Here is a 21639-nt window from a genome sequence, read left to right on the forward strand (position 1 = left end):
GATCATGTAGGAGCAATGAATATTTTAGCCCGAGGACTATCGGGTCTTAGCCTGTGGAGTGAGTCTATAGATCTCACATTGAAGCAGGAACCAGCAGGGATTAGCGATAAGAGCCTGCTCCTAGGGTGTATTTAGACAACCTGGGAATCCTCTTCCTTTAGGGAGAGGAGGATGTCAAACCCTCATATCCGGCTTTATCTACCATTTTCTGACAGATAATTCCTTTTTAACGCCAGTAACGGGCTTTATCTCCATTTTTTAGCAAGATAATTCCTTTTTGGAGGCGATAATAGGCTTAATCTAAAATCGAAATCTGAAAGATTAATTTTCTTTAAAGATCTACAGGACATAAGGCGCTTGCAAAAAGCGCTTTATGCTTTAATATTTTCATATTCATCTTCATTTGTTACCAAAATGGAACAAAAACCTCTATTTTGAATCTCTTAAAACTGCTAATATCTAAACTTCTTTAACCATTAGCATTCAAAAAAAGTATGAAAAAGCAAATCATCGCTCTCTTTGTCCTTCTTACCCAGGTTACCATGCCTGTTTACTCCGATGATGAAACGCTTCACTTCTCCTTAGAGTCTCCCCAAACCGAAGAGCAAGGGATCACGATCAACTTTCAAGATGTCTCGATGCTCGAGTTTCTCCGTTTTGTAAGTACAATTTCTGAAAGAAACTTCCTTTACGACGAAGAGCTTTTAGACTTCAAGATCAGCTTGGTCACAGGCAAGGCCACCACTCCTGAAAACATTTTGCACATCATGCTCGAGCTCTTAAAGGAGCAGGGGATCAAAGCGGAAGAAAAAGGGGCCTATTACCTCGTTGAAAAGATGGATGAGTGGGAAATCGAAGAGCTGAAAAAGCTCAAGCGCTCGAAGTATCGAAAAGAAAATCGGAATATCCAGACGGTCAGCCATCAGGGTCCTGCTATCCTCCCGTTCCTCCAAAAGCAGGGTGACTTTTATGTTTACAAGCTCCAGTACCACGTGGGAACCGAGATCGTTTCAGCGATTAAAAATGTGGCAGGGGCGCTCAAGGCAAGCCCCAATACCTCTCCTGACCTCATGCAAGCGATTGGATCAATGCAGTGGGTTGAATCAACGAACTCTCTTCTCTATTCGGGAACAGCGGATGGGATCGAAGCGCTTACCGATCTTGTCAAAAGTCTCGATGTTCCGAAAAAGCAGGTTTTCATCGAGGTTCTTGTTATTGAAACCGATGTTCGCAAAGGGCTCGAGTTTGGCCTCGAGTGGGGCGGCGGGGGCCAATATAAGAATAAATTTGGGTATGGAATCGGCAACTTCCCGGCGAATCGGAAGCAGGCTCCTTTTGCACAGACCTTACAAGGGATCAACGCAACGAATACACCGACTGGAACAGGCCAGTTTCCGATTGGCCGGGGATTTGACCTAGGGGTGATCGGCGACATCATCCTCCACAAAGGGCAAAGCTATTTTTCTTTGGGAAGTCTTGTCTCAGCGCTAGAGGCCGATGGAGATAGCTCGATCATCCTCAACCAAAAGATCATCACCCAAGACAACAAACCCTCGCGAATTTTTGTCGGAGATAACATTGCCTTTACAGGGTCGGTCGTCGAAACGATCGGAGCCAGTCAACAAACCTCTTCCAATATCGAATACCGCGACGTGGGGGTTAAGCTCAACATCACCCCCCTCCTTGGAGATGGGGATGTCATTACAATGGATATTATTGAAGAGATTACGAATGTGATCCCCAATCAAGCTCAAAATGGTGGGATCGATACAACAAAAACCGATATGGCAACACAGGTCCATGTTCCCGACCAAAGCTTCCTTGTCCTTAGCGGAATGATCCGGAACACGAAACGGCAGCGCAAGTCCGGCATTCCCTGTTTGGGAGGTCTTCCTATTATCGGCGCCGCCTTTAGCAAAACCGAGGTCGATGATGAAAAGCGCAACGTGATTGTCTTTGTCCGTCCCCAAATCATCCGCTCTGACGCCACCTACCAAAATATCACCACCTATCAAGAAAACCAGTTTAGAGAAGAGTCAGTAAACCCTGCCCACTTCCAACAAGGAATTAACATGGTAGACCGAAAGAAGTTCAAGAACCGGGAATTTCCCAAAGCCAGCGCCCCAGATTTAATTCCCTCAAAGCAGCTTCCTATCCAAGAGATAGGAGCGATGCAGAGGGGGCTAAAGATGGGGATGCAGGCGCAGGAAAAAACCGATTCCTGAATTTTTTTCGGTCTAAAAAGAGGAACCCACCTATGGCACAAATCAGCCCCGTCAAACACCACCCGCAGCCGCCATCACAGCCACCTCAGATTCTTAATAACTCTTGGAAAGCTTTTGGCTTTTCGAAAGAGCACGAAAAGGTCTTTCTCCGTAATCTTTCCCACCACTTTTCCCAAATGATCTATCGCAATATGCGAAAAATGAAAGAGACGGCAAGAAAATTTCGTGAAGAAAATAGGTAAGACTCTATATCCTGATAGATATGAGACGCATCTTTCCTGTCCTTGTTGTTTTATTTCTTGGTTACCTCGGCTTTTCCCTGGCCCTTCCCCTCTTTCCTCCCCTCTTTCTTGATACTAAACACCTCTTCCTCCCGCCAGAAACCACCACAACCATGCGGCGGATCCTCCTCGGACTCCTCTTTGCGATGTATCCCTTCGGTCAGTTTATCGGAGCCCCCCTCCTCGGCAAACTTTCCGACAAGTATGGGCGCAAACCGGTCCTTCTGATCTCTTTAGTCCTTGTCATTCCCGCCTTTATCGGCTCAGCCCTTTCAGTCCTCTATGTGGCCCCTCTTTTCCTCTACCTCAGCCGCTTTTTAAGTGGCCTCTTAGAGGGAAATATCGTCATTGCCCAAGCCGCCATTGCCGATATCAATGAAGATCCTAAACAAAAGGCTAGACACTTTGGATGGCTTGTCTCGCTCAGTAGCACCGCCTTTTTCTTCGGCCCCCTTATCGGAGGAAAGCTCGCCGACTCGACCCTCGTCAGTTGGTTCCACTACGATACCCCCTTTTGGTGCGCAGCGATCCTAACGGGGATCGGCTTTTGCCTCGTCTTTGCTCTTTTCCGCGAAACCCATACGACCCCGGACCAGACCCTTAAGATCTCACCCAGAACTTGGGTGCAAAGCTTTACCGAAGGGTTTAAACTCAAAAAGCTTCGAGTCATTTTCTCAGCGAATCTCTTTGCCTTTATCGCGATGTTCTTTTTCTTTAACTTCTTTTCCCCTTATCTCGTGAACCGGTTTGGCTTTGGTTTTTCCCTCCTTGGTGAGGTGAATGCCTACCTCTCGGTCCCCTTCATCATCGCCCCTTTCTTCTTTGGCCTTTTCGCCAAGTGGTGGACCTCTCGCCAAGCGATGCGCCTCGGCGCTCTTTGCATCTGCATCAGCTACCTGATCTTCGTCATCCCTCCTTCCCCCTGGGCCCTTCTGATCACCCTCCTCCCCATTGGCTTTTTCCTCGCCATGGGGTTCGCCTTCCCAGCGCTCATGGTCTCCGATGCCGTGAGCAAGCGGTTCCAAGGAGAGGCCCTCGGGACCAACCAAGCCCTCCAGGTCTTCGCCGAAGGGTTCACCGCCCTCATCGGCGGCTTCATCTTTGCTTGGGGAAACACCTTCCCCATCTACTTCGGAGCTGGAGCAGCCGTCATCGCCGCTGCTATTCTGTTTGTGAAACCACCTGCAGCTGCTCCCGCTTCTTGAAAAAGAAGCAGGCGAGGAAGCAGAGGACAAAGGTCCACCCTGCCACCCAAAAGATGTCGTTAAGAGAGAGCATATAAGCTTGCTTCCATGCCATTGTATCGACAACGGCAAGCGCTTTTTCCCCAAAAATATTGAGATCGGCAAGGTCGGAAAAGAGCTGCTTGCTCACCGGGTTGTAAGCATTGATCGTGTCGACGAGGTTGCTGTGGTGGTGGGTCCCCCGCCGCTCCCACATGGTGGTAAAAAGGGACGTTCCCACTCCCCCCATAAAGATCCGGAAGAAGTGAAACATCCCCTGACCCATGGCAAGCTTGTCGGGAGGCATATGGGCAAAGCTCAGCGCAGTGAGAGGGGCGAGGTAGGTGCAAATGCCGATCCCAAGGAAGAGGCGGGAGGTAGCGATCACTTCAAAGGAGACTGCAGTGGTGAAGCGGCTAAAGTAAAAAACCGCTGCTGCATAGGCGAAGAAAGAGGACATGACGAGGTAGGCGAGGCGGACACGGCTCATCAGCTTGGCGACAAAGAGGACGGTGAGGAAAGGGATGATCCCCATGGTGGAGACGGCAAGACCGGCTAGGTAGGCGGTGTAGCCCATCGTCTCTTGGAGCCAAAGGGGAGACACGACGATAGTTCCAAAGAGGAGCATATAGGAGATGGCTGTGACGATCGTCCCCAAGGTAAAGTTCCGGTTTTTAAACATCGAAAGGTCGAAGATAGGGGTCTTGTGGGTCTTTTCCCAGATGAAGAGGAAGATAAAACCGATGGCTGAAGTGATCACAAGAGCGCGGACGGTATAAGAGCGCCACCAGTCGAGCTGTTGCCCTTGGTCGAGGACAATTTGAAGGGCGGAAACGGCAAAGGCCAGGAAGACAAGGCCATAGACATCGAGAGGGATTTTTTCAGAGGGGGTTTCCCGCTCTTTATAGAGGAATCGGATGATTAGAAAGCAGAAAATCCCCACGGGAATATTCACGTAAAAGATCCAGGGCCACGAGTAGTCATAGGTGAGCCAACCGCCAAGAATGGGGCCTGCGATCGGACCGACAACGACCACCATGTTCCAAAGGGCAAGACCGAGGTTTTTCTTTTCTTTGGGAAAAGAGAGGAGGAGGAGACTTTGCGAGAGAGGAATTAAGGGACCTGCCACTAGTCCTTGGATAAAGCGCATGGTGACGATCATCAAGATGCTCACCGAAAGGCCACAGAGCCATGAGAACAGGGTGAAGAGAAAGATAGATGTCATAATGACGCGGACCGAACCAAAACGGCGAGCCACCCACCCGGTTAAGGGAAGGCCAATCGCGTTCCCAACCGCAAACATCGTGATGACCCAGGTGCCATCATTGACGCTGACGGCGAGATCGCCGGCGATGTAAGGAATCGAAACGTTGGCAATGGAAGCGTCAAGGACCTGCATGAAGGTGCAGAGGGAAAGGGCAATCGCCCCTAAAAGAAGGCGGGCACCTTTTAGTGGCTCATCATACATGTGAGCCTATCCCAATAATCATTTGGTGATCTTTTTCACCTTTTCGGCAAAGTTTGAAACTTTTATTTATCGGCCTTGTCTTTTGGACAATGTCCTCAAATAAAACTTCCAATTGTGCAGGAAAATTCATAAAAATCTCACTCAACTTATTACCGGGATGGGCCCCCATTTTCCTGAATAATCTTCTGAATAATCCTTTTGGCTCCCTTTTCTTGCCGCTTATAGATCGCCGTTTTGTAAAGGGGCATCGTCCGAGGGATTTCAGCGAGACGCTCCCCCGAGGTGTCATGGATGTCGACGGTCACCTCCATCGACAGGCCGAGCCAGAGGGGAAATTTCTGAAGCTGCTGGGGATCGAGACTGACGCGGACCGGTACCCGCTGCACAATTTTGATCCAGTTCCCGGTGGCATTTTGGGGAGGAAGGGCAGAAAAAACACTTCCGGTGCCGGGGTTCATCCCGATCACTTTCCCATGGAAAATGACACTTACCCCATACATGTCGGCGGTGAGCTTCACACTTTGCCCAATCCGCATGTTGGCAAGCTTCGTCTCTTTAAAGTTGGCATCGACCCAAAGCTCATCGAGAGGGATCACCGCCATGAGAGGTTCAGCAAGGTTGACCCATTCGCCCAGTTGGACCTTCCGCTGCGCCACATAGCCGGTGACTGGCGCTAAGATGTTACACCGCTTGAGGTTCACATAGGACTCTTTCACTCGATCGGCTGCTCCCAATACAAGGGGGTGGGTGCTGACGGTGGTGTTTTGCACTTCAGCATAGGCGGCTTGAAGGGAATGGTAGGTCTCTCGGCGACTGGCTTGCGCTGCGACAAAATCAGCTTCGACATGCTCAAACTCTTCGCGCGATACTCCCCCCACATCGACGAGGTTGACCCGGTTTTCGTAATCTTTTTTTGCTTTGTAGAGGTCGGCATCTTTTTGCTCGAGCTCGGCCTCGAGCTCTTGAACCCGGATAAACATTTGGACAACGGAGCGGACGGTATCGGCTAGGTCATTTTTGCTTGCTTCGAAGGCGAGTTTTTGATCGGTCCGGTCGAGGCGGATGAGGACTTGTCCCTCTTCGACATAGTCGGTGTTGTCAACGTTGATGGCAGTCACAATCCCAGCCACTTGAGGGGTGATCTCGACCATGTTCCCCCCGACATAGGCATCGTCGGTATACTCCTCAAAACGGAGAACGAGGAGCCAATAGAGAAAAATCGCCACTCCGATGAGAAGAAAACTCATCGTTACATAAAAAAGAATCTTCCGCCCCTTAAGGTTCGCTTCCATAATATCCTCCGCCCAAAGATTGGACTAGTTGCACGGCGGCCAGGTGCCGCTTATTTTGGATCCCCACCTCTTTGATCCCCTGCTTCATCACCCCGATCTGCTTTTCTAAAACGGTTAAGTAGTCATCGACCCCATTTTCATACCTTTGATAAGTGAGATCGGAGACATTGATCACCCGATCGAGAACAGCTGATTGAAGGCGGACCTCTTCCGAGGCTCCTTCCAAAATCTTGACCCGGTCGACCACCTCTTTGGCTGCCTGAAGGATCAAAGAATTGTAGTTATGGACCGCGGCATCGTAGTTGGCATACTCTTGCCCCAGTTGCGCGCTCAGTCTTCCACCGGTGAAGAGAGGGAGGTTGATCGCGGGGTTGAGGGAGCCAGCAAAGCTATTGTGAGTAAAAAGATTGCTCCAAGAAAGGGTGGCAAACCCTGCAAAGGCAGAGAGGTTGATGTTCGGAAAAAAGGCCGCTTTAGCCGCATTGATGAGATGAGCAGCTGCTTCAACGGTCCAAATTTGGGCCATCAGGTCGGGACGGCGGGCGAGGAGATTGACCGGAATGTTGTCGGGAAGGGGAAAGGGGCGGTCAAAGGAAGCAGAGGGTTTTTCAATGGTCCGCGAGTCATCGGGGCTGAGTCCCATAAGCACTTTAATCTGCGTTGTGTTCACCTCCACTTCGACCTCATAGAGGGTGACAAACTCCTCCATCTCTAACAGGTCGGCTGCGGCTTGATCGACCCTCATCTGATCATCGAGACCGTTTGCCATCCGCATTTCGGTCAATTCTAGGTAGGTCTTTTGGGCTTCCACCATGTCGCAGCTCACCTGCAGATTGAGGAGGTTGGCGCTGTAGTTAAAATAGGCCTCGGCCAAGCTGGTGGTAATGATTAAGAGAGATTGGGCTGTTTCGGCAGCTTGGGCGCGCGCCTGCCCCATTGCAGCCCAATAGAGGTTCCGATTTTTCCCAAAAAGGTCGATCTCATACTCAAAATTGAGTCCTAAAGTAACCTCATTGACCACTGCTGGAACGCGTGATGGAGGGAAACGGTAGAGGTCATCTTTGCTCAGGTGCTGATAGTTATCGTCAAAGGTGGCGCTGAGCTGTGGGATTAAGCGAGAGCGCACTTTATTTGCCTCTTCTTGAGAAGACCTTAAACGGGAAACGGCCGCCATGAGGTTGGGGTTATTTTCGATCGCCTCATCCATGATCTGGTTGAGCTGGTCATCATCGAATAGCGTCCACCAGTTGTAGGCAGGCCACTGCCCTTCTTCAAAATCGGGAGTTGCTAAAGCAGAGTCGATCGTTTGAGAAACTTCTACAGTTTCTTTTACTTGTGGTTCGTGCTTTCTTTTTTTTAAAGCCGCACACCCTTGCAATAAAAAGAGAATTAATATTAACCACCTCATAATTTTTTAATAAGGGAGATGGCTTTTTTATAGAACATAAAATTCGCCTATGGTTTAATAAAGATATGTCTATAGAATTTCTGAAAAAAAACAAATCCCTTCTCAAAGCCTTTCAGTGCGGCATTGAGCGGGAAACATTGCGGGTGACATCGCAAGGAACTTTAAGTCAAAAACCTCATCCAAAAAGTCTCGGCGCTCCCCTGACCCACCGCTACATCAGTACCGACTTTGGTGAGCAGCAGCTCGAGTGGAACACGCCTCCTTGCAAAACCTTTCCCGCTGCGATCCGCTTTTTAGAAGAGGTGATGCACTTTTCACTCACCAAGGTAAAGGGCGAACTCTTTTGGCCTTTTTCAATGCCTTGCACTCTCGATGATATTACGATTGCAAACTATGGAACCTCCCATGAGGGACAAGAAGCGATGATTTACCGGGAAGGGCTTAAAGGGCGGTATGGAGAGCGCCTTCAAATGATCTCGGGGATCCACTTTAACTTCTCCTTCAATCGCCCCTTTTGGGAAAAGCTCCACCGGTTTGAAAAATCGCGCCTCCCTCTCCAAGCATTCATCGATGAAAAATATCTCGGGATCATCCGAAACTTTTTAAGGGAAGGGTGGCTGCTCACCTACCTATTTGGCGCTTCGCCCGATCCAAAAATGCCCTATGCGACCTCGATGCGGATGAGCGACGCCGGCTACTATAGCCGGGTTCAAAACCAGCTTGCTATCTCTTTTAATAGCTTGAAAGAGTACCTGGCCGACCTTAAAAAGACCATTTCAACACCAAAAAAAGAGTACCGGGATATCCCTCTTCAACTCAACGACCACATCTTACAAAATGAGCATGAACATTACTCTCGGATCCGCCCTAAAGCAGTTCCCCATAAAGGGGAAACCTCCCTTGAAGCGATCGAAAAGCGGGGGATCGAATATCTCGAGGTGCGGGCGATCGACCTCGATCCCTACCACGCATTAGGGGTGAGCCCCGAACATATCCACTTCCTCCATCATTTCCTCCTCTACTGCCTCTTTAAAAGTAGCCCCCCACTGACCAAAGAAATGCAGCGATGTCTGACCTGTAATCAAAACCTTGTTGCCAAAGAGGGAAGGAAGAAGGACCTGCTCCTTCAGTGCCCCCGCCCCACTTCGCTCAAAAAGTGGGGGCAACGGATCTTAAAAGGGATGGAGGCGATTCCCCTAAATACTCCCCTTGAGATCGAGAGGAAAAAGCTTGAAAAACCCGAGCTCACCCCCTCTGCTATTTTGCTCAAAGATATCGAAAAACATGGGTATCAGAAGGTAGGGCTCAAACTTGCTAAGCATCACAAAAAAAACCTTCTAGAAAAACCCCTCTCTTCCAAGCGACTTAGCGCATTAGAGGAAGAGGTTGAGCGCTCCCTCATTGAAAACCAGCGCCTTGAAACCGCTTCAAAAATCCTTGTTTCAGGCTATGAAGATCTCGAGCTTTCGACTCAGATTTTGATCGGCGCCGCCCTAAAGGAAAAGATCGAGGTCGAAGTGCTCGACCAGAAAGATCAACTCATCCGCCTGAAAAAGGGCAACCAAGTCGAGTATGTGAAGGAAGCGACTAAAACTTCGAAAGATAGCTATATCTCCGCCCACCTTCTTGAGAACAAGGAAGTGACCAAGCAGCTCTTAAGAGAAAAGGGGCTGAGTGTCCCCGACGGGAAAAGTTACACCCACATCGATGAAGCGCTGAATGACTATCCCCTTTATGAAAAGAAAAAGGTGGTGGTAAAGCCTAAATCGACCAACTTTGGGATTGGGATCTCCTTTGTTCCGGCAAGAGACCAGACCACTTTTGCCCATGCGGTTAAAGGGGCTTTCCAGTGCGATCGCTCCATTGTGGTAGAAACCTTTTGCCCTGGAGAAGAGTTCCGCTTCCTCGTGATTAGCGGAGAGGTGATCGGCGTTGCTAAGCGGGTCCCTGCCCATGTGATTGGCGATGGGAAGCAGACGATCAAAGCGCTCGTCCATGAAAAAAATAGTGATCCCTCCTACTACCGGGATCCGAAGACCTACCTCCATCTGGGACAGGCCGAGAAAAAGGTCCTAAAAGAGCAGCGCCTTTCCCCCGCCTCCATCCCTAAGAAAGGGCGGAAGGTTTTCTTACGTCATAACTCCAATGTCTCAACAGGGGGCGATGCGGTCGATGTGACCGTCCATCCGAGCTATTATAAAATTGCCCTTCAGGCAACCGAGGCCCTTGGAGCGAAGATCTGCGGCGTCGATATGATCCTTCCCCATCCGAAAAAGGCTTCGACCTATGCGATTATCGAACTCAACTATAACCCTGTCCTTTTCATCCATGCCTATCCCTACCGGGGCACCCCCCGCGATGTGGCAGGACCTCTTCTTAAACTACTCTTCTGAAAATGATGCGTAGCGGAAGTCGATCTCCTTTAAGGGAGAGACATAGACTCCTTTAAGGTTCTTATTTTTTAAATAGTATTGGCTATTAAAGCAGAGTGGAATGATGGGCATTTCTTCCATTAAAAGGGTTTCAGCTTGGCGGAGATACTCTTTTCTCTTTTTGGGATCAATTTCAGCATCAGATTTTTTTAGCAGCTCTTGATAATGGGGATGTTCCCATCGGCTCATATTGGATGCTAGGTGACGGCCGCGAAAGGTGTCCAACATATAGATGGGATCTTTTAGGAGGGAGTACCATCCCATTTCTCCCATTTCATAATTTCCCTTAGATACCCGATCGAGGTGGACAGGCCAATCGACTTGGTCGATCTCTACCTTTAACCCAAGCGCTACCCTGAGTTGATCTTGAATCACTTGACTGACGCGAGAGGTCAAAGGATTCGCCCGTTGACTGAGGACGATAGAAGGAAGCTCTTCTGTTTCCATTTCTTTTAAAGCTTCTTTAAGGTATTTCCTTGCCAGCATAATATTCCCATCCTCAAAGTGGGGCTTCTCTTGGACAGCAAGCTCTCCATTAAGAATCCCCATGGCAGGAGTTTCCCCTAACTTAAGAACATGGTCAATAATCTCTTTGCGGTTAATGGCATAGGCAACTGCTTTTCTGAAATTCTTATTATTAAAAGGAGGCTGCTCAGTATTTAAAAAATACCAAGACACTCCATAGGCCTCAACACAGTCAAGAGCCCCATCCTCTTGAAAATCTCCGATCACATCAATAGGAAGGGGGTTGAAAGGATGTCCAATCCAATCAAGCTCCCCTTTCTCGAAAAGAAAAATCTGTGTGTTGGGATCCTCAATGATCTGAACACTTATACCGGAAAGCCGTACATTAACCGCATCGAAATACAAGGGATTCCTTTCAAGAGATATCTCTACCCCTTTTTTCCATTTTTTCAACTTAAAGGGGCCATTACTGATAAAGTAAGGGTTTAAAGTACTCCCCCAGCCCGGGTGGTCGCAATCTATTTTTTTATGAACTGGAGAGTAGGTAGGGCAGGTACACAGGTAAAGAAAGTAGGGAGCAGGATGCTCAAGCTCAACCTCTAATGTTTTATCATCAATCGATTTAACCCCAACTTCATCGATAGAAGCTTCGTTTTTCAAGCAAGCCGCTACATTTTTAATCGCATAAAAGGTCGAAGCTCCGGTTTGGGCATACTTTGGGTCAACCGACTTTTTCCAGGCATACTCAAAATCATAAGCGGTGACAGGATCCCCGTTACTCCAAGAAGAATTCCTTAAGGTAAAGGTATAGGTCATCCGATCTTCTGAGACAGCAACCGACTCTGCCAAAGCGGGAACAACATTCCCATTAGAATCAAGGCGCATCAGCCCCTCATACAGCATATTAACAATGTTTTTCATACTTTTCTCATGAGAAAAGCGGGGTTCTAAAGAGCGCACAGGGGCAAGGATTGAAATATGAGCGAAACGCTCTTCCTTTTGTCTCTGCTTTTTTTGACAGGAAAAAAGGGTAAGGCTCACGATGGTTGCTAAAACTAAAGGATAAAAACGGCGCATCATAATCTACTCCTGAAAGAATGCATAACGGAAGTCTATCTCCTTAAGGGGGGAGACATAAACCCCTTGTAGCTTCGGATTTTTCAAATAGTGCTGCTTCATAAAGCAGAGAGGAATCACTGGTAGCTCTTCCATAAGAAAAGCTTCAGCCTCTCGAAGATATTCCTTCCGCTTTTCAGGATCAATCTCGTTGTCTGACAGCGTTAAAATCTCTTGATAGTGAGGATGTTCCCACCGGCTCATATTGGTTGCAACACTTTTGCTACGAAAGGTATCAAGCATATAAATGGGATCTTTAAGCCATGAGTGCCAAGGCATCTCTCCAAACTCATAATTCCCCTTTGAAACCCGGCTAAAATGGAGGGGCCAGTCAACTTGATCGATTTCAACTTTCAGTCCCAAAACGGCTCGAAGCTGTTCCTGAATTGCTTGATTTACCCTTGAAGTGAAAATACAGGACCGCTGACTTAAAACGATCTTAGGAATTTCATCCGCAGTCATCTCCATTTCTTCTAGAGCCTTTTCTAAATGCTCTTTTGCAAGCTTGACATTCCCATCTTCAAAATAGGGAGCTTCTTGCAGCGATAAAACTCCATTTAGAATTCCCATGGCTGGTCTTTCCCCTAGCTGAAAGATGTGACTGGCGATCTCGTCCCGATTGATCGCATAGGCCAATGCTTTTCGGAAGTTCTTATTATTAAAGAGAGGCTTTTCAGTATTTAAAAAGAACCAAAAAACCTCCGAAGAGTCGCTCAATTCAAGACGGTTATTTTCGTAGCAGTTGACAATGATATCGTTTGGAAGATTGTTGAAAGGCTGTCCGATCCAGTCGAGCTTTCCTTTTTCAAAAAGTAAAAACTGGGTAGTGGCATCCTCAACCACCTGAATCTCGACCCCTTCAATCTGCACCCCGTTAGCATCCCAGTAATTTGGATTCTTTTGTAAGCAAAGTTCAACACTCTTTTTCCAACCGGTGAGGCTAAAAGGACCGTTAGTCACCAAATGTTCACTCACACTATTGGACCAATTCGGATGCTTAAGATCAATCTCTTTATGAATGGGAGAATAGCTGGTACAGGTGCAAAGGTGGAGAAAATAAGGGGCAGGGTGCTCAAGCTCTACCTTAAGTGTTTTCTCGTCAAGGGCTTGAACTCCCACTTCTTCTACCCCTACTCTTTTCTCTAGACAAGCCGCAACATTTTTAATGGTATAAAAGGTAAAGGCTCCTGGTTGAGCATACTCAGGGGTTACCGATTTTTTCCAGGCATATTCGAAGTCATAGGCGGTCACAGGATCACCATTCGACCAAATAGAGTCTCTTAAATGAAAGGTATAGACCGTTTGATCTTCAGAAATGGTCACTGATTTAGCAATTGCTGGGATGACCTCTCCATTGGGCCCTAAACGCATTAACCCTTCATAGAGCATATTCATAATGTGTTTAGAGGGCTTTTCGGTCGAGATCCTGGGATCTAAAGAGCGCACAGGGGCAAGAATTGAAATATGTACCGTCTTATTTTTTCTCCCTTCTTTTTTTTGACATGCAAAAAAAATAGGGATCAAAAGTAGTAGTAAAGATAGTTTTCTCATCAGACTAATCCTCCTCTGAAAAGTAAGCATAGCGGAACTCAATCTCTCGCAAGGGTGAGACGTAGACTCCTTTTAAAGACTCATTACTTAAATAATGGAGGCGAGTGAAACATAGGGGGATCACCGGCATTTCCTCCATCAATAGCGCCTCTGCTTGACGGAGGTACTCCATCCTAGCAACAGGATCTCTTTCCCTATCGGCTTTTTTAAGAAGTGCTTGGTAATCGGGATGCTCCCATCGGCTCATATTAGTTGCTAAACTTCGATCTCGAAAGGTATCGAGCATATAGATCGGATCTTTGATCCAAGAAACCCAAGTAAGCGATCCAAACTCATAATTCCCTAGAGAAAGTCGCTTAAAGTGAACAGGAAAGTCAGACTGGTTGATTTCCACCTTAACTCCTAAAGCTTGTGAGATTTGCTGTTGAACAGCCTGATTGACCTGAGACATTGTATTGGAAGACTCTTGCGTTAAAGTAATGGGTGGCAGTTCGTCTTTAGTCAAGCCCATTTCTTCAAGAGCTTTTTGTAAAAAAGTTTGAGCTGTTTTAAGATTTGCATCTTTAAAGTAAGGGTTCTTCTTAGACATTAACCCCTTACAGATCCCTACCGCCGGGGTTTCCCCTAAAGCAAACACATAATCGGCTATTTTCTGTCGATCCATTGCATAAGCAAGCGCTTTGCGGAAGTTTTTATTTTTAAAGGGCGGTTTTTCAGTATTCAAAAAGTACCAAACAATCTGTTCTGCATCAATTGATTTTAAGATTTCTTTTCTATGACAGTCTTCAAGGATTTCGGAAGGAAGCCCATTAAAGGGATGCCCAACCCAATCAAATTTTCCCTTTTCAAAAAGGAAAAATTGGGTTGCTGCATCGGGAACAATCTGCACAGAAATGCCCCGAATTTTAACCGTATCGACATCCCAATAAAGAGGGTTTTTTTCTAAAAAAAGTTCCACCCCCCTTTGCAAGCTTTTTAAGATAAAGGGACCATTGCAGATCAGATTATTTTTCTCTCCCATCCATTCAAAACAATTCAAATCACTTTTCCTATGAACAGGTGAATAAGTGGTGCATGCGCAAAGGGATAAAAAGTAGGGCGTTGGATTTGAGAGTTCAACTCTAAGAGTCTTTTCATTAAGGGCTTTTACCCCCACATCATCGATCTTTTTTTCCCCTTTTAGGCAAGCCTTCGCATGTTTAATAACATAAAAGGTAAAGGCTCCTGCCTCTGCAGACATTGGGTCGATCGACTTCTTCCAGGCATACTCGAAATCATAGGCAGTCACAGGATCGCCATTGGACCAAATCGAGTCTCTTAAATAGAAGGTATAGACCGTTTGATCTTCAGAAATGGTAACCGATTCCGCTGCCCCCGGAAGGATTTCTCCATTTGGCCCTAAACGCATCAACCCTTCATAGAGCATATTAATGATATGTGCAGAGGGGTAGACATTAGAAATCCTTGGGTCAAAGGAACGGATGGGGCTCCCGATAGGAATCCGGACAATATTTCCTCTGTTTTTCTGGCTTTTATTTTTTGCACAGAAGAAAAGAAGGGGGAGGAGGAGCAAGATTAAAAGTACTTTTTTCATTTTCATACAAGAGGGGTAAGGGATAAAAAATTCATAAAAACCTCGCTATAAAATTACAGGACTGTTAAGTTTTATTCAAGTTTCTTATATACCACAAGCTGAAATCACGATGAGAGTAAAAGAGTCTAAGTCCTCTAATAGTCTGACAAAATATCCAATAGGAAGCTTTAAAGAGTTCCTTGCCCTCGCTATTCCTCTGATGCTCACCTCCTTTTCTGTCAGTTTCCTTGAGTTTTGCGACCGCTACTTTCTCTCTCTTTATTCTACAGAAGCTTGGAAGGCTTGCTCGGCTGCAATGGGACTCTGCTTTTTTTTTCAGGTCAGCTTTATGATGATTGCCTTTATCTCCCAAGGGTTTATTGGTCACTATAAAGGGTCTCGACAAGAAAAAATGATTGGGCCCTTCACCTGGCAAATGATCTATTTTTCAATCTGCTCGATCGTTATCACCTATCCTCTTAGCTTCTTAAGTCTTTGGTACTTAAAAGGAATCGATGGAGCAATCCTCTACTTTCGTTATCTCGCAGGAGCAAATTTTCTCTTTCCGCTAGGAGCGACTCTAGCTTCATTCTATCTAGGAAGAGGGCGAAATAAGATTATCTTTCTTGTCACCTTTGTGACCCATATGATCAATATTGTATTAGACTATTTATTGATCCTCGGCGTTCCTGGCATTATTGAACCTATGGGGATTCATGGAGCAGCAATTGCAACCATTACAGCACAAAGTGTTTACTGTCTGATTCTCTTTCTGTCGTTCCAAAAAAAGAAGTACATCCACCGCTACGGAACACATTTGAAAGCTTTTAATATGCCATTACTCTGGGAAGGATTAAAGGCAGGTTTCCCAAGAACCTTTGGCCGTAGCATGGTCATCGGGTCTTGGATTGTGGGCTCCTACTTTGTGATTCATCATGCAGAAGAAGGTCTTCTTATCCACACCTTTGGGGTAACTCTTTTCTTGGTCTTTTCATTTATGGCTGAAGGACTTGGAAGAGCTCTTTTGACAATCGCTTCTCATGCTTTAGGGGCAAAGTTAGATCATCAAATCTTTTTCAAAATTTTACGAACAGCCTTTGGTGTCTTGATCATCATTATGACTTTATTGGCCCTTCCCCTTATCTTTGCTCAGGACCTATTGATTCGCCTCTTTGTCAATTCGGCTATTTCTCCCAATGCTCTACAAGTTTTAGAAAAATGCTATTTCTTTATCTGGATTAGCTGCTTAGCAAGTGGTATTAATCGGATTGGGACGAGCTTGATTACAGCTTCAAGAGATACACTGTTTTATGCTTACTCGATTTCTTTTATGTGGATAACGCTTTGTATTCCAACCTACTTAGGAATTATCAAGCTTGGTTGGCCCCCTTATTTTTTCTTTCTTATCGATGCAGCAAATACGAGTCTATTTGGAATTCTTTTTATTCTCAGATTTTTAAGAAATCCATTGAGAAAAATTGGGACGTCTTTAATTCGTATTAATTACATTCAAGTATAACCCCGGAGTGCCACTTATTTCGCTGCGTGGGCAAATAGAATTAACATAGATACAAGCTGGGCTCCTTCGTCAAGGTGGTTCACCTTGACGAAGGGACACCAGCGAAGTAGATGCGTTAATTCTATTTGCCCACGCAGCGAAATAAGTGACACTCCAGGATATAAGAGCCCCAAGAACAGGGCTCTTATGCAAAACTTGAGTGATTCCTATGCAACATTTTGATTAAAGACATTTTCTAATTCTTCAGCCTGAATGCCCCCAAAATATATTGCAAAGGCTTTTAGGCATACAAAGAACAAATGATCTACACTATCAAAAGGTCCACTTGCACCTCCATTTAAGAGCTTTGCTTCACTCTTACATAAAACAATCCGCATATTCTTATGCTTAATTTGGAGGTCGGGCGCTACATAGGACAATACATAATGGTAACGATCGGACCCTGGAGAAAAAACAAAACTCAGAGGATCACTTTCTGAAAGTTCCCTAATGTTTTCACTTAAAGAGTTATTTCCTCTCCAAGCTGGATGGGCCTTAAGCTTTGCTTCAAAACCCAAAAGCTTTTCATCCTGAGAAGCTTCTTTTACTGTAAATATTGGCTTAATAGAGTTTTTCATACCTAATTACTCCCGGTAAAACAACACCTATTATAACGATTAAAGAAAAAAAAGCAAGAACTTTAGTGAGTTTTTTTTGTAAAATAGGCCTGAGAAAAGTCCAGGTTCCCATTTGAAGTGGTATTGCTGAGAATAAGCTCTGGAACTTTCATATACCAGTCAGATCCATAGCAAATTGGTAAAACAACAGCATCTTCAACAAGCATTTTTTCAGCCCGAAAAAGGTACTCTTTTCGCTTTTGAAGATCCAATGTTTGATCAGAAAAATCAAGAAGCTCTTGGAACTTTTTATTTTCCCATCCTGTAAAATTGACTTCTTCTCGTGCATACTTAAATGACTGTAAGGTATAGATAGGGTCATTTAACCACGATGCCCAGTAAATTCCTCCAAACTGATAGGCTCGATTGGTCATTTTTTTAAAGTGGCCTGACCAATTTGCAAATTCAATTTCACATTTAATCCCTAGTGTTGCTTCCCATTGGTTCTTAACTAAACCAAAGGTTACTCCCTCTGATGAAGGTGATGCTAAAGTAATAATTGGAAACTCTTCGAGCTTTATCCCAATTTCTTCCAAGGCTTCATCAAATAGTCTTTTTGCTTCTTGCCTGTTCTCCTGGATTAAAAACTCTTGATTTCTACATAACGTCAACTCATAAGGAAGCGGGGTATAAGCAGGTATTCTCTTACTAGTATACCCTTTAACAATAGCTTCTCGATCAATTGCCATTGAAAATGCTTTTCGAATTTTATGATGATTAAAGGGGAATTGAGTCACATTAAAACATCCCCAAAGCAATTTTAGAGTATGATAATGAGTGATGCGCTCAGTCGTCAATTCTTGTTGAAGATTTTTTTGCTGTGGACTAACTGCGGAACCAAAGCAATGAAGTTGCTTTTGATGAAACATCTCTACTGCAGACTTTGAGTCCACTCTAATCAATACGATTTCATCAATTTGAACTTGATCATGTTCGGGATAGAGCGAATTTTTCTTAAAATGATAAACACCTCCAGATGTAGGCTTCGCTTGCTGATAAGGCCCGTTACAAACAAACTGCTCATTTTTCTGAAAAGCCCAATTAGGATGTCTCATATCGACCTGATGATTTACAGGATAGTAGCTTGTGTTTGCAGTCAGCTCAATAAAGTAGGGAGCAGGGTTTTCAAGATCTACCACAAGGGTTTTATCATCCAACGCTTTCACCCCTACCTCTTCTATCGGGAGGTCTCCTTCTTTGGCAGCTTTTCCGTTTTTAATCGGATAAAAAACATAAGCAAAAGGGGTGGAGAAGTTGGGAGATAAGACTTTTTTCCATGCATACTCAAAATCATAAGCCACAACGGGAGAGCCATCTGACCAATAGGTATCTGCTAAATGAAAGGTGTAGGTCTTTTTATCATCTGAAATTGTATAAGTCTTAGCTGTCGCACACTCTGGCTTTCCATACTTATTGATCCGCATAAGCCCATTAAAAAGAAGTTTAATCAACACAGAGGATTCCTGATCCCCTCCAGTTCTTGGGTCTAAAGAGGTGATTTCTCCATAGGGAAGGCGAAGAGTCTGGAGTTTTTCCTGATCCTGTTGCCATTTTTCTAGGGTCTTAATAATCGTTCTTTCAAAAATTTGGTGCTTTTCTTGTGAAATTCCTTCAAATAAGCAACTCCAGTAGTGACTCCCCTCAAAACTTAAGGAAGAAGAGATCAAAGAGCGATCTTGAATCTGGGTTTGTGTAAGGGCTTCTTCTAAAAGGGTTCTAAGCTTAGGATCCTTCCCTCGAATAACCGTGACCGTTGTATCTTCATCATAAGCAAAATCAACAAGATGGGTTTTCTCACTGGGAAAAGGACTTTCGACCAATCGGATAAAAAGTTCGAAAAATAAGCTGAGAGCTTTAAGGGGCATTGTTGCTTGAGCTTCGATGGGGTTGAGGGAGTAGAAAAAATTCTCTAAAAGTTCCTGGTTCCGGTTGGATAGCTCTTTGTAAGTCCTCTTGAACAGGGAAAGAAGCTCTCCCTGTTTGATCATCATTCCCCCGTTATAGTCTCGAATAGGACCCAGATGGTTTTTTAAAAAAGAGGTAATCTCATTGCGAGCAAGATAGAGGTTTACGGAGAAATCCATGCGAAGAAATTTATGGAGCTTGTCTATTTGGAGGCGGAAGACATTGGCTTCAATGGGGTGTTGTTTATCGAGATAACTCACATTTTGTACGCGATCGGGAATGAATTTGACCTTAGGATCCTGATTCTTTAAAAGGGATTGAATCGATTGAGCCCCCTCTTTTTTTACCCTTAAAAGGACAATAGTAAAGGTAAGATCATCTTGTGAGTGTTGATCAAAAGAGACCATGATCTGAGGGAGATCATCGGGAGATTTGATTTCTCGAGAGAGCATTAAAATATTGCGCATCGTCTCTTCTTCATTCCTTACCATAAAGAGGGTTGGAACAAGACGTTGTACCCTTTTCTTGAGCTCTTCCTCAAGATTTTCTCCGAGAAGTTGCCTCTCCCCAAGAGTCATCGGCAATCCATCTTTTTTTTCAATCTCGACATATAAGTTTAAGATCAGACCATTTAGGCTCGTATTTCGATACGTTGATCCTGCCACGATTCGCACGTCTGGAACAAGTTTTTCAATAGCCCGAAGGACATGTTTATTATCGAAAAACTCATACTCATCAAAGAGATTGAGGGAGATAGCAAGCCCTAGAACCGGTTTTTTCCCAAAAGGAAAGCTCAAGTCTGTTTGCATAAAGCGGATCTTCATATGCCTTTTTTCAGGAAAAGCATTGATCTCACGGGTGAGCTGTTTTTGTGCTAAAAGGAATGTTAAAATGATCCGTCCAATATGAATATGAGACCTTTCCCTTCTGAACTCTTTTGAGGTATGGGCCTGTAGAAACGCCAATCTTTCAAAAAGAGTTTCATTGAGGTCTTCAGGATAACGCTTTAGGAGACGGATAAAACCCTCTCGAATCAGCCCCATTTTGCTATCTAGAGGCAAAGCTTTGGTCTCTAAAAGAGGTTTGGCATAGTCACCTTGCTTAACCGCTAAGATCATCTCTTTTTTAAGCTGTGGGAGATTTTTTTCTAAAATTCTCATTTCATTTCTGTTCCGAACTAAAACCTTTGCCTCGCCTATAAAGAACGTTTCTTTTAGGTAGTGTTCGAACTGGAACTCCAAGTGATCAAAAGAGAGAATTGTTGTCTCTTGATGAGGAAGAAGCCAGCGCTTAATCATTTCAGAGACAAAGGTCTCTGTCGGCATTGTGCTCAAATTTCTTATGAAAAAGAAAATAGAAATACAGTCTGGGGGTGAATCGAAGGGGCTCCAAGAGATCAATGGCAAAGACATGCTCAACCAATTCTTTAGAGAGTCCCGGTCATCAAAAGGAAGGGGATTCGGAAGGAGACCGATTAGAATCTCCCGCACCTTACTGACGTGAGCCTGAAGGTTTTTCGAACGACTGTAGAAGGGAAAAGAGGGGCGGATCGCTAAATCCTCCAACTTTTTGATCTTTTGAGCAGTTGGGTTTTTTATTTCCATGTAATCTATGATAATGGATTACACTTTTTTCTAAAACCCCTGATTACTAAATGTAAGCGCAAAATGATAATGTCACCTTTTACCAAAGTAGAAAAGTATCTATCCAAACCTATCCGAGCTTCCTTGAGGGTACCATACCCCTTAGGATATACATCTTCATACTTTACACTTCTCCATAAACGTTCAACAAAAACATTGTCTAAGTATCGCCCTTTTCCGTCCATGCTTATCCTAATTTTTTCTCTTTCCAACCGCTCTACAAAGCAGCAGCTTGTAAACTGAACTCCTTGGTCTGTATTAAAAATCCCGGGAGACCTTCTTTTTAAGCTCCTTTCCAAAGCTTCCATGCAAAAGTCTGTATCGAGCATGTTAGAAAGCTCCCATTCAATCACATACCTACTATACCAATCCATAATGGCAAATAAATACCCAAAGCCTTGGTCCATAGGAAGGTAGCTAATGTCTGCTGCCCATGCTTGGTCTGGGTAGTCAATTTTGAGCTCCTTCATTAAGTTCGGTTTAGGGTAGATTGCTTCTAGCCCCATTACTTGCATGGCACTTCTTACTTTCTTTTCTCCAACGAGAAACCCTTGATCTCTCATCTCTAAAGTCATTCTACGTCTACCGTAGAAAGGGGTTTTAAGATACTGCTCATCAATTGCTCTCATTAACTGCAAGTCCTCTTGGCTGGGCCCTCGAGGCTGATAGTACAAGCCTGAGCGCCACACGCTAAGTAGTTCACATTGTTTTCGTTGAGAAAAATACTTGTCACCAGAATCTAGGCCTTGTTCACCTTTTCGCATTGTGACAAGAAGCTGTCATAACAAGTTGTCTCTCAAAGAGAAGAGACCATCTCTACAGTGAGATGAATCTAGGGTTCTGAATAAAGTAGCGAACCCGACAATGAAGCAAAGGACGTAG

At 45.0% G+C, this 21639-nt stretch carries 14 protein-coding genes; 5 read left to right on the forward strand and 9 right to left on the reverse strand.

Annotation, left to right across the window (positions count from 1 at the left end):
* Nucleotides 1-494: 494 nt before the first annotated feature.
* From NEPTK9_RS06180 to NEPTK9_RS06190, 3 genes are read left to right on the forward strand one after another with little or no spacing between them, the layout of a single operon-like run.
* A complete protein-coding gene (locus NEPTK9_RS06180; protein ID WP_194847961.1) occupies nt 495-2225 on the forward strand; it encodes a secretin N-terminal domain-containing protein in 1731 nt (576 codons plus the stop codon).
* Between the two features lie 32 nt (nt 2226-2257).
* A complete protein-coding gene (locus tag NEPTK9_RS06185; protein ID WP_194847962.1) occupies nt 2258-2467 on the forward strand; it encodes a hypothetical protein in 210 nt (69 codons plus the stop codon).
* A gap of 20 nt (nt 2468-2487) precedes the next feature.
* Nucleotides 2488-3711 (forward strand): MFS transporter, encoded by a 1224-nt coding sequence (locus tag NEPTK9_RS06190; RefSeq protein WP_194847963.1) that lies wholly within the window; start codon nt 2488-2490, stop codon nt 3709-3711.
* Here the strand turns inward: NEPTK9_RS06190 and NEPTK9_RS06195 are convergent.
* From NEPTK9_RS06195 to NEPTK9_RS06205, 3 genes are all read right to left on the reverse strand, one after another.
* Nucleotides 3668-5197 (reverse strand): DHA2 family efflux MFS transporter permease subunit, encoded by a 1530-nt coding sequence (locus tag NEPTK9_RS06195; RefSeq protein ID WP_194847964.1) that lies wholly within the window; start codon nt 5195-5197, stop codon nt 3668-3670. The two genes, NEPTK9_RS06190 and NEPTK9_RS06195, sit on opposite strands and share 44 nt — an antisense overlap.
* 149 nt (nt 5198-5346) lie before the next feature.
* A complete protein-coding gene (locus NEPTK9_RS06200) occupies nt 5347-6489 on the reverse strand; it encodes an HlyD/EmrA/EmrK family protein (RefSeq protein ID WP_194847965.1) in 1143 nt (380 codons plus the stop codon).
* Nucleotides 6473-7897, reverse strand: a complete 1425-nt coding sequence (locus tag NEPTK9_RS06205) for an efflux transporter outer membrane subunit (protein ID WP_194847966.1) — start codon at nt 7895-7897, stop codon at nt 6473-6475. Before NEPTK9_RS06205 ends, NEPTK9_RS06200 begins: the two co-directional genes overlap by 17 nt.
* A 65-nt stretch (nt 7898-7962) precedes the next feature.
* On the opposite strand from NEPTK9_RS06205, the gene NEPTK9_RS06210 reads away from it, so the two are divergent.
* Nucleotides 7963-10290 carry a hypothetical protein gene (locus NEPTK9_RS06210; RefSeq protein WP_194847967.1) on the forward strand — a complete coding sequence of 776 codons (2328 nt, stop codon included), beginning with the start codon at nt 7963-7965 and terminating at the stop codon, nt 10288-10290.
* Here the strand turns inward: NEPTK9_RS06210 and NEPTK9_RS06215 are convergent.
* The 3 genes from NEPTK9_RS06215 to NEPTK9_RS06225 are packed head-to-tail and all read right to left on the reverse strand — an operon-like array spanning nt 10279 to nt 15055.
* On the reverse strand, nt 10279-11874 hold the full coding sequence (locus tag NEPTK9_RS06215) for a peptide ABC transporter substrate-binding protein (protein ID WP_194847968.1): 1596 nt from the start codon (nt 11872-11874) through the stop codon (nt 10279-10281). The two genes, NEPTK9_RS06210 and NEPTK9_RS06215, sit on opposite strands and share 12 nt — an antisense overlap.
* A 3-nt stretch (nt 11875-11877) precedes the next feature.
* On the reverse strand, nt 11878-13461 hold the full coding sequence (locus tag NEPTK9_RS06220; RefSeq protein ID WP_194847969.1) for a peptide ABC transporter substrate-binding protein: 1584 nt from the start codon (nt 13459-13461) through the stop codon (nt 11878-11880).
* Between the two features lie 4 nt (nt 13462-13465).
* A complete protein-coding gene (locus tag NEPTK9_RS06225) occupies nt 13466-15055 on the reverse strand; it encodes a peptide ABC transporter substrate-binding protein (RefSeq protein WP_194847970.1) in 1590 nt (529 codons plus the stop codon).
* Between the two features lie 109 nt (nt 15056-15164).
* Here NEPTK9_RS06225 and NEPTK9_RS06230 point away from each other — a divergent pair, with 109 nt between their 5' ends.
* Entirely contained in the window at nt 15165-16553 is a 1389-nt protein-coding gene (locus NEPTK9_RS06230; RefSeq protein WP_194847971.1) for an MATE family efflux transporter, read from the forward strand.
* A 206-nt stretch (nt 16554-16759) separates the two neighbouring features.
* Here the strand turns inward: NEPTK9_RS06230 and NEPTK9_RS06235 are convergent, their stop codons facing one another.
* From NEPTK9_RS06235 to NEPTK9_RS06245, 3 genes are all read right to left on the reverse strand, one after another.
* Nucleotides 16760-17170 carry a hypothetical protein gene (locus NEPTK9_RS06235; RefSeq protein ID WP_194847972.1) on the reverse strand — a complete coding sequence of 137 codons (411 nt, stop codon included), beginning with the start codon at nt 17168-17170 and terminating at the stop codon, nt 16760-16762.
* Between the two features lie 62 nt (nt 17171-17232).
* Nucleotides 17233-20718, reverse strand: a complete 3486-nt coding sequence (locus NEPTK9_RS06240) for a peptide ABC transporter substrate-binding protein (protein ID WP_194847973.1) — start codon at nt 20716-20718, stop codon at nt 17233-17235.
* Nucleotides 20719-20723: 5 nt separating this feature from the next.
* Nucleotides 20724-21521 carry an IS3 family transposase gene (locus NEPTK9_RS06245; protein WP_194847974.1) on the reverse strand — a complete coding sequence of 266 codons (798 nt, stop codon included), beginning with the start codon at nt 21519-21521 and terminating at the stop codon, nt 20724-20726.
* Nucleotides 21522-21639 lie beyond the last annotated feature (118 nt).

It is taken from the genome of Candidatus Neptunochlamydia vexilliferae (assembly GCF_015356785.1).
Lineage (GTDB): Bacteria > Chlamydiota > Chlamydiia > Chlamydiales > Simkaniaceae > Neptunichlamydia > Neptunichlamydia vexilliferae.